Annotated in this window: 12 protein-coding genes; 5 read left to right on the top strand and 7 right to left on the bottom strand. The window is 64.6% G+C overall.

Annotation, left to right across the window (positions count from 1 at the left end; translation table 11 throughout):
- Positions 1–29 precede the first annotated feature (29 nt).
- From HWX07_RS08590 to HWX07_RS08570, 5 genes are all read right to left on the bottom strand, one after another.
- Positions 30–581, bottom strand: coding sequence for a sigma-70 family RNA polymerase sigma factor (locus HWX07_RS08590; protein WP_175875980.1), 552 nt, complete (start codon positions 579–581; stop codon positions 30–32).
- A gap of 692 nt (positions 582–1,273) precedes the next feature.
- Positions 1,274–2,443 carry a helix-turn-helix domain-containing protein gene (locus HWX07_RS08585; protein ID WP_244129955.1) on the bottom strand — a complete coding sequence of 390 codons (1,170 nt, stop codon included), beginning with the start codon at positions 2,441–2,443 and terminating at the stop codon, positions 1,274–1,276.
- A gap of 165 nt (positions 2,444–2,608) precedes the next feature.
- The gene (locus HWX07_RS08580; protein ID WP_175875978.1) at positions 2,609–3,736 is read right to left on the bottom strand and encodes an NAD(P)-dependent alcohol dehydrogenase; all 1,128 of its coding nucleotides are present in this window, start codon (positions 3,734–3,736) and stop codon (positions 2,609–2,611) included.
- 14 nt (positions 3,737–3,750) lie between these two features.
- Entirely contained in the window at positions 3,751–5,220 is a 1,470-nt protein-coding gene (locus HWX07_RS08575; protein WP_175875977.1) for a benzaldehyde dehydrogenase, read from the bottom strand.
- Positions 5,221–5,591: 371 nt separating this feature from the next.
- Complete coding sequence (locus HWX07_RS08570) at positions 5,592–6,446, bottom strand: AraC family transcriptional regulator (protein ID WP_175875976.1); 855 nt, start codon at positions 6,444–6,446, stop codon at positions 5,592–5,594.
- A 208-nt stretch (positions 6,447–6,654) separates the two neighbouring features.
- On the opposite strand from HWX07_RS08570, the gene HWX07_RS08565 reads away from it, so the two are divergent.
- The 5 genes from HWX07_RS08565 (at position 6,655) to HWX07_RS08545 (ending at position 11,513) form a co-directional block, all read left to right on the top strand.
- On the top strand, positions 6,655–7,527 hold the full coding sequence (locus tag HWX07_RS08565) for a PhzF family phenazine biosynthesis isomerase (RefSeq protein ID WP_175875975.1): 873 nt from the start codon (positions 6,655–6,657) through the stop codon (positions 7,525–7,527).
- A gap of 3 nt (positions 7,528–7,530) precedes the next feature.
- Positions 7,531–9,012 (top strand): winged helix-turn-helix domain-containing protein, encoded by a 1,482-nt coding sequence (locus tag HWX07_RS08560; protein ID WP_175875974.1) that lies wholly within the window; start codon positions 7,531–7,533, stop codon positions 9,010–9,012.
- A 278-nt stretch (positions 9,013–9,290) separates the two neighbouring features.
- Positions 9,291–9,851 (top strand): carboxymuconolactone decarboxylase family protein, encoded by a 561-nt coding sequence (locus HWX07_RS08555; protein ID WP_175875973.1) that lies wholly within the window; start codon positions 9,291–9,293, stop codon positions 9,849–9,851.
- Between the two features lie 174 nt (positions 9,852–10,025).
- Positions 10,026–10,697, top strand: coding sequence for a peroxiredoxin-like family protein (locus HWX07_RS08550; RefSeq protein ID WP_175875972.1), 672 nt, complete (start codon positions 10,026–10,028; stop codon positions 10,695–10,697).
- Positions 10,698–10,787: 90 nt separating this feature from the next.
- Entirely contained in the window at positions 10,788–11,513 is a 726-nt protein-coding gene (locus HWX07_RS08545; RefSeq protein ID WP_175875971.1) for an SDR family oxidoreductase, read from the top strand.
- Here the strand turns inward: HWX07_RS08545 and HWX07_RS08540 are convergent.
- Together HWX07_RS08540 and HWX07_RS08535 are read right to left on the bottom strand one after the other, a co-directional pair.
- Positions 11,490–12,422 carry a LysR family transcriptional regulator gene (locus HWX07_RS08540; protein WP_175875970.1) on the bottom strand — a complete coding sequence of 311 codons (933 nt, stop codon included), beginning with the start codon at positions 12,420–12,422 and terminating at the stop codon, positions 11,490–11,492. The genes HWX07_RS08545 and HWX07_RS08540 overlap by 24 nt on opposite strands.
- Positions 12,423–12,614: 192 nt before the next feature.
- Positions 12,615–13,730 carry an alkene reductase gene (locus HWX07_RS08535; RefSeq protein ID WP_175875969.1) on the bottom strand — a complete coding sequence of 372 codons (1,116 nt, stop codon included), beginning with the start codon at positions 13,728–13,730 and terminating at the stop codon, positions 12,615–12,617.
- Positions 13,731–14,204: the final 474 nt, after the last annotated feature.

The following is a 14,204-nucleotide window of genomic DNA, read 5'->3' as shown; positions in this document are numbered from 1 at the left end:
GCCGGCAGCCGAGCGCCGACGCAGCCGGCTCATGCCATCAGATAGCACTGCGTCAGTGCCTGCGCGATATATTTGCGCACCATGCTCACCGACACGCCGAGCCGCTCGGCGATTTCAGCGTGCGTGAGGCCGTCTATCTGACTCATCACGAAAGCGCTTTTCGCATTGGGTGACAGGCCGTTCAACGCCTGATCCACGAGCAAGAGCGCCTGCGTCACTTCCGCCATGCTTTCCGCCGACGGCGTGACGGCTTCTTCCCGATGGACGAGCGTTTCCAGATACGCGCGCTCCAGGTCGCGGCGCCGCCACATCTCGTAGGTGAGGCGCTGGGCGATGACCGTGAGAAAGGCTCGTGCATCGCGCACTGCTGTCAGGTCCTGCATACCGGCAAGTTCCGCGAACGACGACGACGCGAGATCCTCCGCATCGGCAGGCGAGCCGACGCGCCTCTGCAGTTTCGACTTCAGCCATGCATAGCTCGCGCGGAATTCACTGGTCAGCCATGCCGCGCGCGAGCGCGTGCGTTCGTCGTCGACATTGCATCTCGTGGGGGAGCCACCGATCGGTGAACTGTAATTCATATGAAACGGATTCCTGGACCTGCGGCGTCAACGCACGCAAGCGTGCACGAAAACAGCACATGAAGAAGCGCATATTATTTGCGCCGCCACGCCTCTGGAAGTGACAACGCCTCTGCGCAGCGCCCAGGCTTGAGTATGCCATTACAAAAACCGCCGGAGTCAAAGTGGTTTGAAACCAACGCAATATTTTGCACCGGCGTTTCGCCGTCGAAAAACACGCTGCCATCGGCCGATAAGTCTGACGAATACGCGAACGATACGGACACCGCATCATCGAGGGAACCAAGGAATCGCGGAATCGTTATGAGGCCACGCTCGGAGCGAGCGCGGGGAATTCGCGGCATCCTTTCGGTCGGATACCGCTTCCGAGCCGCATTGACGTGGGCATGGCACATGCATGTTTCCATCCGCGCCCGAGCGTGACGTGACGATCGCCGTCGAGCTTCGGCGGCGTATGGTCCGACCGCGGACGCTTCGTGATCCTTGCTCGCGACAGGCGTCGAGTGCGGGCGGCGGGTCGGACGTTCCGTTATCGCCAACGGCGCGTATCGACACGCGAATGACGGGCTGCGATTACACGAAACTATGGGGCGGGCCGAACCTGCATTGGCCGTCGGGGCAACGCCAGCCCGTTGTCAGCATGCACAGGCCCCAAGCGCCAATTGCCACGCGACCTGCTTCATTCCGCATCGTCAATGCGGCCCGTCGTGCCTGATCCCTGCCGCGTCGAGCTGCCGAAGTTTCGCGTACAGCGTCGTGCGTGAAATGCCGAGCTGCCGCGCGGCCGCCGACACATTGCCGTCGTGCTCGTCGAGCGCGCGGCGGATCGCGCCGAGCGACTGTTCGTGCAGGCTCGCCTGCGGGCCGGCGGTCGACGCGACGTTGCACACGTCGGCAGTGTCTTCGAGCACATCGGCGTGACGCGCCCTCGTCGCGCGATCGAGCGGCGCACGCACGGTGCGCACCCATACGTGGCTACCATCGTCGCGCGCGATCCGCTGCGGCGTGCGTGCCGGTGTCAGCAACCGGCGCTGCTGCGCGGGCGTCGCGCCCGGAAACAGTTGCCGGAGATCGGCCGGCGCCGCCGTCCCGACCGGCACGAGGTCGAGCATCTGGCGGGCCAGGCGGCTCACCGCGCGCACGCGGCCCGCTTCGTCGAGCGCGATGACGCCGGCGAGCGGCGTGCCGAGCCAGCGCGGATCGAATTGCACCTGCAGCAGATGGCAGTCGCGCAGCATCGCATAGAGCCGCTGTTCGGCGGACAGCGACGCGTGCCGGAATGACTCGCGCAGCTGCGCGATATTACGCCTGCCGACGCCGGTGATATCGAGCGCGCCAATCACTTCGCCGTCGAAACCCACGAGCGGCACGGCCAGACAGAACACCCGCGACAACTCGTCGAGATAGTGCTGCGCGCCCGCGACGACGGCTTCGGCGCCGTCGTGAATCACGCAGCTTGGCGCGGTCGTGCCGATGTTCGGTTCGACGATCCGGCGCCCGGCGACGATCGGCGTCAGCAGCGCGTCGTCGCATTGCGGGCTGCGGCGCGCATGGACGATCGTGCCGTGCGGATTGACGCACATGATCGTCCATGCGTTGCCGCCGAATGCGGCCCACAGCGGCTCGATCTCCTGCGCGACGCAGCGGGTGAGCCGCCGGTCCGCGCGCGATTCGGCGGGTTCGCGCTGCATTTCATAGCGGGCGGTTTGCCAGGGCCGCAGCCCGGCGTCGCGCGAACGCAGCCACGAACGCGCGACGCTGGCCGGCAACGCCGTTTCCGGCAGCGGCTCGCCCGCGGCGAAGCGGGCGCGGAGCCGGTCGAGGTCGACCGGCCGTGAAAGGGATTCGGGGGCCGTGTTCACGCTGCGCTCCATTTGAAGTCGAGGTCCGGGCCAGGCGTGTCGGCCTGGCGTGTCGCGCGAATGCGTAATATAGCCCGGCGCCTGAAGGCGGGTATTTTCCCGGGAAGGGGCGCCGCCGCGTGCGGGCGATTTGCGTCGGCGTGCGGCCGGCGGCGCCTGTTGCGTTCAATGCGGCAAACGCAGGATCGGCTTGAGCGTGATCCCCTTGCTGCTGTCTTCCGCCGCCTGGTTGATCTGGTCGAGCGGATAGAACTTCACCAGCCGGTCGAACGGAAACCGCCCTTGCAGATGCAGTTGCACGAGCTGCGGAATGAACGTCTGCGGCACGCTGTCGCCTTCGACGATGCCGCGGATCGTGTGGCCGCCGAGCAGCAGGCTGTTCACGTCGAATTCGGCCCTGGTGCCGAGCTTCGGCGCGCCGACCACGCCCATCGTGCCGCGCGAGCCGAGCGCGTCGATCCCTTGCGACAACACCGCCGGCAGCCCGGTCGATTCGAGTGCGTAGTCGACGCCGCCGCCGGTGATCTCGCGGATCGCGTCGGCGACGTCGACTTCCCGGCTGTTGAGCGCGTGCGTCGCGCCGAGTTCCAGCGCCAGAGCGAGCCGCGACGGCACGATGTCGACCGCGATGATCGTCGTCGCGCCGGCGATGCGCGCGGCCATCACCGCGCTCATGCCGACCGCGCCCGCGCCGAAGCTCGCGAAGCTGCTGCCGGTGCGTACCGCGAGCGAATTGATGACGGCGCCCGCGCCGGTCTGGATCCCGCAGCCGAGCGGGCCGAGCAGTTCGAGCGGCGCTTCCTTCGGCACCTTGATCGCGTTGTTCTCGCGGGCGAGCGCGTAGCTCGCGAACGACGACTGCGCGAAGAAATGATCGTGCAGCGGTTGGCCGGATTCGTCACGAATCGCGGTTTGGCCGTCCGCGTCGGCGCCGCCGAAGTTCAGCGCGAAAAACTGCCGGCAATACGCGCCGTGACCGCCGACGCACGACGCGCAGTGACCGCACGCTCCGTAGGTCAGCACGACGTGATCGCCGGCGGCGAGCGTCTTCACGTTCGGGCCGACCGCCTCGACCACGCCGGCGCCTTCGTGACCGAGCACGGCCGGCAGCGGCACCGGATAGTACTGGTCGCGCACGATCAGGTCGGTATGGCACAAGCCGGTCGCGACGACGCGCACCAGCACCTCGTCGCCGCGCGGCGCGCGGATGCGGGCCGCTTCGATCGAGAAGGGCGCGCCGGCGGCGCGCGCGACGGCCGCGGTAACGGCGCGTGTGTCGTGTTCGGTGTACATGGTCGGTCTCCTCGTCAAATCGGATACGGCGGCGCTTCGCCCTTGATCGTCAGCCACTGCCACTGCGTGAATTCCTCCCAGTTTGCCGCACCGCCGATGCTCGAGCCATTGCCCGATGCGCCGACACCGCCGAACGGGTTGATCACTTCGTCGTTGACCGTCTGGTCGTTGATGTGCAGCAGCCCCGTGTTCAACCGCTCGCCGATCCGCAGCGCGCGGCCGACGTCCGCCGACAGGATCGCCATCGACAGCCCGTATTCGGTCCGGTTCGCGAGCGCGATCGCGTCTTCGTCGGTATCGAACGGCACGACGATCGCGACCGGCCCGAAGATCTCCTCATCGAACGCCGGATTGCCCGGCGCGACGCCGCTCAGCACGGTCGGCTCGAAGAACAGGTCGCGATGATTGCCGCCCGTCTCGACGCGCGCGCCCGCGCGGCGGGCCGCGTCGACCAGGCTCGCCGCATGGTCGCGTTGCGCGGCGTTGATCAGCGGGCCGAGGCCGACGTCGCCGCTGGCCGGGTCGCCCACGCGCAGGCTGCGCGCCTTCTCGACCAGCTTCGCGACGAAGCGGTCGTGAATCGCGCGCTGCACGAGCACGCGGCCGGTCGCCATGCAGATCTGGCCTTGATGCAGATACGCGCCCCATGCGGTGTTCGCGACCGCGCGGTCGAGGTCGGCATCGTCGAGCACGATCAGCGAATTCTTGCCGCCGAGTTCGAGCGATACCTTCTTCAGGTGGCGGCCCGCCGCTTCGCCGACCTTGCGCCCAGCCGCGGTGGAGCCGGTGAACTGGATCATCGCGACGTGCGGATCGGCGACCAGCGCCGCACCGGCCGCGCCGTCGCCGGGCAGCATGTGCAGCACGCCTTCGGGCAAGCCGGCGAGCTCGAACACGCGTGCGATCGCGACGCCGCCGCACACGGCGGTGCGCGGATCGGGCTTCAGCACGACCGCGTTGCCGAGCGCGAGCGCGGGCGCCACCGCGCGAATCGCGAGGTACAGCGGGAAATTGAACGGCGAGATCACGCCGACCACGCCGCGCGGGCGGCGGCGCGCGAGCGACAGCCGGCCGGCCGCCGACGGCAGCACCTCGCCGGCCGCGCGCGACGGCAGCCCGGCCGCTTCGTGCAGCGCCTTGATCGTGACGGACGTTTCGAACGCCGCCTTCGCGCGCGTCGAGCCGCTTTCGCGTACGAGCCAGTCGACGATCGCGTCGGAGTGCGTTTCGGCGACGGCCGCGGCGCGGCGCAGGACGGCTGCGCGCTCGTCGTAGGGCAGCGCGAACCAGGCGGGCTGGGCGCGGTGTGCGGTAGCTGATGCTTCGGCGATGGCCGAGCTGTCGGCAAGACCGATGCGGCCGAGCGTGTTGCCGGTCGCCGGCTCGATCACGTCGGCCGCGTGCGGGCTTGCGTGCCAGCGTCCGTTGAAGGTCTTGCCGCGCCAGACGTCGGTGTCGAACAATGCGGGGGTGTTGCTATCCATGTGCGCTCCTGGGGATTTCGGATCGGCCGGATCGTTGCGTGAGCGTCGATCGGCATGCGCGCGAGGGTAGGGGACGGCGGTGAAACGGGGGTATCCGGGTTTTTTCCCATCCGTCGCGCCCGCATGGATTGGCGGGTGGATACGATTCGGTGTGCGGAAATTGAACAGTTGCCGTGTGGACTTTTGCCGCACGCCGCGTGATGACGTGGCAGATATTGCCGGTGCGGCATCGGCCGTTCACCGTCACCGTCTGGAGCCGCCGCGTCCAACCGCCGGCAGCAAGCTTATCGCGAGCGGTCGGGTACGCCAGGATTTACCGGCTGAGTGGTTCCAGTTCAACGGGGGCGACAGAAGTCGGAAGTGAAGAGGCGTCAGTTGCATCGAGCACGGGATGCCTTCAGATCGCGGGGCGCAGGCAGACCGAACTTGGTAAATAGCCTTGCCAGGTAGGACGGCGATTCGATCCCTACGCTCAGGGCTGCCGACAGCACGGTCGTGCCGGGAACGTTCAAGAGCGAACGCGCGCGCATGACCCGTTGCCGGAGCTGATAATCGGTGAGGCTTTCGCCGGTCTCCTCGCGGAAGATCCGGGTGAGATGACGTCGCGATATGGCGAATTCCGAAGCGATTGTCTCGATATCGATCCGCTCCGCGAGCATGACGTCAAGGTACGCCTTGATTTCACTGACCAGTTGCCCGCGCGAAACCTTCGGATTGGCATCGCTCGGTGCGGCGCCGAGCACCGCCGCCACGCACGCCGACGCAATCAGCCGATCGACCAGATCGTTCTGATACCGCGCCATATCGTGCGCGTCCTCCGTTTCGTCGACCGCGTCGAACTGTGTTTGCAAACGTAGTGCCCCAAGCAGAGCAGGCGGCGGCACGCAGTAGCGCGGTGCATCGCCCCCGGCGATCCGGACATTGGATTTGCGCGCACAAAACGAAACGAAGTCGCGCTCCGCATAGACCGCCGTATGGCAGTGCTCTCCGGGATTGCTCGTCGTGTCGTGAAAAATCCCGGCAGGAACCATCGCAAGCACGCCGGCGCCGATGCGTTGCGAATGCTTTGAACACTCCGAAGTCAGCGTCAGCGTGCCTTGACTCGGCAGCAGGAACATGAACTCTTCGTGCTCGTGCCACGACGTCACGTAATCGGCCATCGTGATGCGACGGGTCGCAGCCACGCGGTCGGCGGGAATGTGCGATTTGGACGTCTGATAAAACATGGCGGGAACCTGCGACCTGGGACTTTATAAGGAATGGGCAACGCGCTGACGCCAATCGCCATGGCCCGATAGTGAGCATGTTCCGGCCCAAATGGAAGCGAATAAAAAACGCAGGCCGTGCATGCTGCGAGGGACGGCGGACTGGCCTTCCCGCCGGCTTCACAAAAGGCGGCACACCGATAGGCGGAGTTAATTAGGGAGCAAGCGCATGAGCATCGTACAACGTGTACGGCTTGTACGGGTATTTTCCACCACCGACGAGGGCGGCAATCCGGCCCCGGTTGTGCTCGACGCGAACGGCTGGTCCGACGCGCAAATGAAAGAGGTGGCCCGCGCGTATGGTCTGGAAAGCGGGTTTGTGATGCGCGCCGTCGATCCGCACCATGATTTCCGCTTCCGCTTTTTTGTGCCCAACCACGAGATGGAGATGTGCGGACACGCGACGCTGGGCGCATTGTGGCTGCTGCGTCGCACAGGCGCATGGCGCACGAACACGGCGCTGATTGAAACGCTGAGCGGCAGCGTCGACGCGCGGTACGACGCGTCCGACGCGCGGATCGAAGTCAGCCAGCCGGCGGGACGCGTCGAGCCGGTTGTCGACGCGGCGCTCATTGCCAGGACACTCGATGCATTGAACCTCGATGCGGGCGATCTGCTGCCGCTCGGCATCGTCAATGCAACGACGAGCCGCACCAAAACGCTGGTGCCGGTCCGCACGACCTCACGGCTGAATGCGATCACGCCGAAACTCGACATGATCGAAGCCTTATGCGACGCGCTGTCGTCGACCGGTCTGTATCCGTTTTCGCTGGATGCCGATGCACCGCACGTGTTCGACGCCCGGCAATTCCCGCGCGCGTCCGGCTATCCGGAAGACGCGGCGACCGGCATCGCAGCGGCAGCGCTCCTGTACGGCGCGCATCGCTATGGGCTCGTCACCGGAGCGGGACGCGGCATCGTCGTGCGTCAGGGTGTGGCGATGGGACGTCCGTCCGCGATCACGGTGAACTTTCGCGATCCGGCCGATGAAAGCAGCGGTTGCTGGCTCAGTGGCCCGGTTGGTCTGATGGACGAGGCCTGAGTCATGTTGCTGGGCACACTCGAAGTCGATTTGTCGACGCGCTCGTTACGACGTGATGGGAAGGCTATCCATGTCGGTTCGCGTGCATTTGACGTGCTCGCGGTACTGTTGTCGGCGGCGGGACGTCTCGTCACGAAAGACGAGTTGATGGCTGCGGTCTGGCCCGGCACGGTAGTCGAAGAAAACAATCTGCAGGTCCATATTTCCGCGTTGCGAAAATTGCTCGGACCGCAACGCGACCTGATTGTGACCGTACCCGGTCGCGGTTACCAACTGACGCAGAGATCCGCCCCGAGCGCGAATTTGACGCCGGCTACACCGCCCAGGCAGGCCGACAGCGATATTCCGCGACGGCACGGGGCGCTCACGGGACGCGACAGCCTGGTCTCCAATATTGCGGCAATACTGAACACGACGCATATATTGACACTGGTGGGCGCCGGGGGAGTCGGGAAAACGAGCGCGGCAATCGAAGTTGCTCATGCGGCCGTAAGCGGCCGTTTTGATATCACGCGTTTCGTCGCGCTTTCCGATGCCGCCTCTCCAGAAGCGGTCTTGCAAAAAATCGCGACGGCATTCGGCCTGCCGATACGGGACGACAGGTCGGCGGTCGACGCGCTAGTCGCAGCTTTGCCGCGAGACCGCACGCTGCTGGTGCTGGACAACGCCGAGCACGTCATCGATGCAGTTGCTCGACTGGTCGATTCAGTTTGCATGCGGCTTGGCAACTTGCGGGTACTCGTCACGAGCCGTGAGCCGTTGAGGGTATCAGGTGAGCGTGTCTTCCACGTGCGCCCGCTCCAGGTGCCACGTCCGGAGTCATCCATCGCAGAGCTGCTGGATTGTGAGGCAGTGCAGATGTTCTTGCAGCGCGCGCGACAGTCGGGTTGCGACCTTGATACTTTAAGAAAAAGCGCTCGTCTCGTTGGCGATATCTGTCGTCGGCTCGACGGTAATCCACTGGCGATCGAAATGGCAGTCGGGCGTATCGGTGCATTGGGCGTTCGAGGTGTTCACGGATTTCTCGACGATCGCTTCAAGTTGCTGACGCGGGGATACCGGACGGCGCTTGCGCACCACCAGACGTTACAGGCCAGCTTCGATTGGAGCTTTGCGTCGCTGAGCCCGTCGAGTCAGAAGCTATTGGGTCACGTTGCGGCATTCCAGCGTGCTTTTACTTTCGAGGCATTGCGCGCGCTGGTATGCGATGCGCGGTATACGCTGTCTGACGTTGCCCGCGACATTGCTGAACTGACCGAGAAGTCGCTGGTGAGTGTTGAGCCGGGTAACGGCGAACATCGATTCTTTCTTTCCGAATCCGCCCGAGCATACGCGTTGCAAAAGCGTCGCATCGGAGGGAAGGACATTCGAATGTTCGCGCACTATGCCGGCTACCACTTCAGTGCTTGTGAGGAAGCGCCGACCATTGGAACGGATGCGTTCAACGAGAAAGTGGAAGAGCGGGAGCTTGCCTGCGCCATCTGAGCATGCAAGGCAATGGTAGGCGTGGACCCGCTGACGCGGCCTGAACGAATTGCAGCGAGCGGTCGCTCCCGCCCCAAAGCCAATTGATCGAAACGCGTCGGGCAGCATCGAAATACTCCCTCCCGTCGCGCCCCTCTGTCTCTTCAAGCGTGTGCACGCCAACCGCACCGCCATCGCGGTATGCCTGCGAGGAATGACTGTTATCGACGGCGCGTGCCTTCTTCGAGCGGGCGCTGACCTTCATCATTTGTTCACCGTCAACCACCAGGAGCAAAACGGTGAGCCACTTCCCAACCTACACGATCGATAACGCGCCGGCCGCGTCGAAGGCCAGCCTCGAAGACACGAAGCGCGCCTTCGGCTTCGTCCCCAACCTTCAGGCGCATATGGCGGAATCGCCCGCGCTGCTGGCCGGCTATTCGGCGCTGTGGGATCTGTTCTCGAAAAGCACGCTGACGCCGCACGAGCAACAGGTCGTCTACCTGACCTCGAACTTCGAGAACGACTGCCACTACTGCATGGCCGGTCACAGCACGCTGGCAAAGATGATCAAGATGGACGCAGGCGTGATCGACGCACTGCGCGCGGGCACGCCGCTGCCCGATGCCAAGCTCGAAGCGCTGCATCGCTTCACGACGCTCATGGTGCGTGAGCGTGGCTTCGTCCCGGACGCCGATGTCGATGCGTTCCTCGCCGCCGGCTACACCCGTCAGAACGTCCTTGAAGTGATTCTGGGTGTGGCGACCAAGGTGATGAGCAACTACACGAACCACATCGTCCACACCGAACTCGACGGCTTCATGGCTGGTAACGAGTGGACCAAACCGGTCGCTGCCTGAGCCGGGCCTGAGCCGGGTCTGCGTCGCGTGATCGACGACGGCATCGGCCACGGCCCGGCGCTCGAAGGTATCGCTGCGGTCGAAGCGGCACGCATTGCCTCAGCGCCAAACGCAGCCTGAACCCACTGATTCGTTCGTTCCTTATTCCTCTATTCCTCTCGACGGAGAATACTCATGTCACTCCAAGACAAACTCGACGCGTTCCGGGTCGACTTCAAGGCAGGCAAGCCGCCGTTCAACGCACCGCCGGAGATTCATCCAGTGATGGAACGCGCCACCGCGGAACTGATTGCGAGCGGGCAAGCGGGTCGCGCGATCAAGGCCGGCGACCGCGCGCCGTCTTTCAAACTGAAAGATCAGGATGGCAACGACGTGTCTTCCGCCGCGTTGCTGGTGAAGGGCCCGCTGGTGGTGACGTTCTATCGCGGCGTCTGGTGCCCATATTGCAATATCGAATTGCAGGCGATCAACGAAGTGCTGCCGGAGATCCGGGCCTACGGCGCGAACGTCGTGGCGATTTCGCCGCAGACGCCGGTCAACAGCCGCAAGTCCGTGCGCACCCACGAACTGGGTTTTCCGGTGCTGAGCGACGTGAACGGTCAGACGGGTGCCGACTTCGGACTGCGTTTCGCGTTGCCCGACTATCTGGTCGAACTGTACAAAAACCTGAAAAACGATCTGCCGGCGTTCAATAACGACCCGAGCTGGACGTTGCCGATGCCCGCTCGCTATGTGATCGGTCAGAATGGCATCGTGCTGTATTCGGAGGTCAACCCCGATTACACGCGCCGTCCGGACCCGTCGGACATGTTCCCGGTTCTGGACAAAGCGATAGCCAGCGCCTGAGCCTTGTCATTCAACGCTCACAGATCGCCACGCCGCACCGGGGAACCGGTCGCGGCATGTCGATTTCTTCCGGTTCGTAAAGGACATTCGATGACACATCGTACATTTCTCGTAACGGGCGCGACCAAGGGTATTGGTCTCGCGTTGACGGAACGGCTGATTGCCGACGGCCACCATGTAGTGGGTCTCGCGCGCGACGCGAGCGATTTCCCGGGCGAGCTGGTCCGTGTCGATCTGGCCGACCGTGCCGCGACGGGCGCGGTGCTCGATGATCTCGTGCGTCGTCACACGTTCGACGGCGTCGTAAACAATGTCGCGCTGGTCAGGCCGCAGCGTCTGGGTGAGGTCGCGCTGAACGATCTCGACGACGTTCTCGCGCTGAATCTTCATCCTGCCGTGCAGACGGTGCAGACGGTGCAGGCGCTGCTTCCCGGCATGCGGGCCCGCGGCTGGGGGCGTGTCGTGAACATCTCGCGCCTGACGATTTTGGGGATGACGCAGCGCACCGCGTATGCAGCGGCCAAGGCGGCGCTGGTGAGTTTTGCGCGTTCGTGGGCGCTGGAACTGGCCGGCACGGGCATCACGGTGAATGCCGTCGCGCCCGGCCCGACCGAGACCGCGCTGTTTCGTGCGAACAATCCGCCGGGCAGCGAAGGCGAGAAGCGCTATCTCGCCGCCGTGCCGATGGGCCGTTTCGGCCAGCCTCATGAAATCGCCGCGACGATCGCGTTTCTGCTGTCCGATGCGGCGGCTTTCATGACCGGTCAGACGCTTTACGTCGACGGCGGAGCATCAATCGGCAAGCTCGCTTTCTGAGTGCGGGCCGGCACGACTGCTACCGGCTGCACCGAGCACCTCTTCGACGAAGGCGATGAACGCTCTTGCCTTCGCACTGACCAGGCGTCCGGCCGGAAAGACTGCCCACAGGTCGATCGGGGGCAATTCCCAGTCGGTCAGTACTGCCTGAACCGTGCCGTCGGCGAGTTCCGGCGAGAACATCCATTCCGACGCGATCGCCAGGCCCAGTCCGCCGAGCACCGTCGTACGCATGCCTTCGGCGGCGCTCACGCTGACGCGTCCGGATACGACCACCGCCACTTCCTTGCCGTGCTGGCTGAACGCCCAGGACTCGCCGCCGCCTCGCAACGAATACACGATCACCTGATGTTGACAGAGGTCCGCCGGCGTGGTCGGCATGCCCGCCTCGGCGAGGTAGGCCGGCGTGCCGACCACCAGCCGGCGGCTTTGCGCGATGCGGCGCGCGGTCATCGTCGAATCGTCGAGCGACCCCATGCGCAGGGCGACGTCCACGCCTTTTTCGAGCAGATCTATGCTGCGGTCGTCCAGCACGATATCGATCTGCAAGTCAGGGTGCCGATCGAGAAACGTCTTGAGCGAAGGGAGGATATGCAGCCGCGCGAAGGTCACGGCGGCGCTGATGCGCAGCACGCCGGCCAATCCGGTAGACGCATCGCGCGCGACGTGCTCGGCAAGATCGACTTCTTCGATGGCGCGTTTCGCGTGCTCGTAGAAGCGCTGACCGGCATCGGTGGGCGTCAGCCCGCGTGTCGAGCGCAAAAGAAGTCGCACGCCCAGTCGCGCCTCGAGTTGCGCGATCGACTTCGAGACGGCCGGCTGCCCGAGTTTGAGTCGCTTGGCGGCGGCCGAGAACGAGCCTGCCTCCACTACGCTGACGTACGTTTCCATTGCTGCCATCCGGTCCATGCCGCTGCTTCTCCGTGAAGGACCGCGAAGTCCGTGTCGTGGCTGGGATGTGCCAAGGCGCAAAGGCTTAAGTCTAGCGCGTCGGAACACGTGGCCGATGAAACTGCGGGCGATCGGTTCTTGCCGGCCGAATGGCACGCACGCCCACGGAAACGATTCGTAAAAGCAAACCAGCCGCGCGTGCAGGCTGGTTCAGATGACCGGCGCCGGGCCATGGAACGAATAATCGGTGTAGCCGCGTGCATCGCCGCCATAGAACGTCGAGCGATCGTAGTGGTTGAGCGGCGCCCCGACGCGCAGTCGTTCGGGCAGATCCGGATTGGAGATGAACAGGCGCCCGAATGCGACGAGATCGGCGTCACCTGCCTCGATCATGCGATGCGCGCTATCCGCGGTGAAGCCGCCTGCCGCGATGAGCGTGCCGTTGAACACGTGCCGCAAGTCTTTCGACGAGACCGCCGATGCCGCGGCAGCGACGTCATCGTTACCGCGCACGCGCGGCTCGACCACATGCAGATAAGCGAGCCCATGGCCATCCAGACGACGCGCGACATAGCCGAACGTGGCATGCGGATCGCTGTCGGACATCGTGCCGTACGAACTCCCGGGCGAAAGACGGACCGCGATGCGGCCGGCCTCCCACACCGAACCGATTGCATCGAGCACCTCGAACAGAAAGCGTGCGCGGTTCTCGAGCGAGCCGCCATATGCGTCCGTACGGTGATTCGAGCCGTCCCGCAGAAACTGGTCGGGCAGGTAACCATTGGCGGCATGCAGTTCGACACCATCGAAACCCGCCTGTTTCGCCAGCGCCGCTGCGTGACGGAATTCTTCGATCACGCCGGGAATTTCTTCCAGCGCGAGTGCACGGGGGAGCACCTGTTCGACTTCAATGACCTGGCCATTTTCGTCGTGGATCGCCGAGTGTTCATAGGCGCGCACGGCAGAAGGCGCGATCGGCAATTCTGCGCCGATGTTGGCGGGATGCGCCTGTCGTCCCGCATGCCAAAGCTGCACGAAGATGCGTCCCCCTTTCGCGTGGACCGCGTCGACAACACGTCGCCAGCCGTGTGCATGTGCTTCGGTGTAGATGCCCGGCGCATCCACATAAGCGAAGCCGAGCGGCGACACGGAGGTTGCGTCGGAAATCAGCAAGCCCCCCGACGAGGCGCGCTGTGCGTAGTAATCGACCATCAGATCGCCGGGAACGTTGTGCGCGTCGGTGCGCATCCGTGTGAGCGGCGCCATGACGACGCGGTGAGCGAGCGGATAGGGGCCGACCCGAGTCGGGGTGAAGAGCGTATTCATTGCGCGTTACCTGAAAAAAGTCAAAGAGGAAGAGGGCCTCTGGATCTTCAGGGCAAGCGCGAATCCGCAGAAGGCAGCACCGGGTGATAGCTGTCATTCCTGCCCGGAATAGTTTGAAGCGCGACGCGTCGAGCGTCATGGGGCATCGTGGAGCTCTGGCCCGATAGTGGCCGTCGGCTTTTGACGACCGACGAACATTGGCGACGAACGTCGATATCCGCCTACTCACTTCCTTCCCGTCGTGCTCGGAAACCGACGCCGAAGCCGCAGGCCGGACGGCTAGCCCCCGTTTTTCCGTCAGGAAAACCCTGATCGACTCGCCAGGCCGCCGGTTTTCGGCCGATTTTCCCGCTGTCACAAGCAGCCGCAGTCGGCCTGCCGCCCAAGCGATCCCCAACCCCGCACAACCTGCTCCATCAAGCCTCCCCGCCCGCCTATCTCATCAAAACAGGTATGACGCGCCGCAATATTACG

The sequence above is a fragment of the Burkholderia sp. BCC0097 genome (assembly GCF_902832985.1).
Taxonomy (GTDB): domain Bacteria; phylum Pseudomonadota; class Gammaproteobacteria; order Burkholderiales; family Burkholderiaceae; genus Burkholderia; species Burkholderia orbicola.
This window is presented reverse-complemented; position numbering and strand designations above follow the sequence as displayed.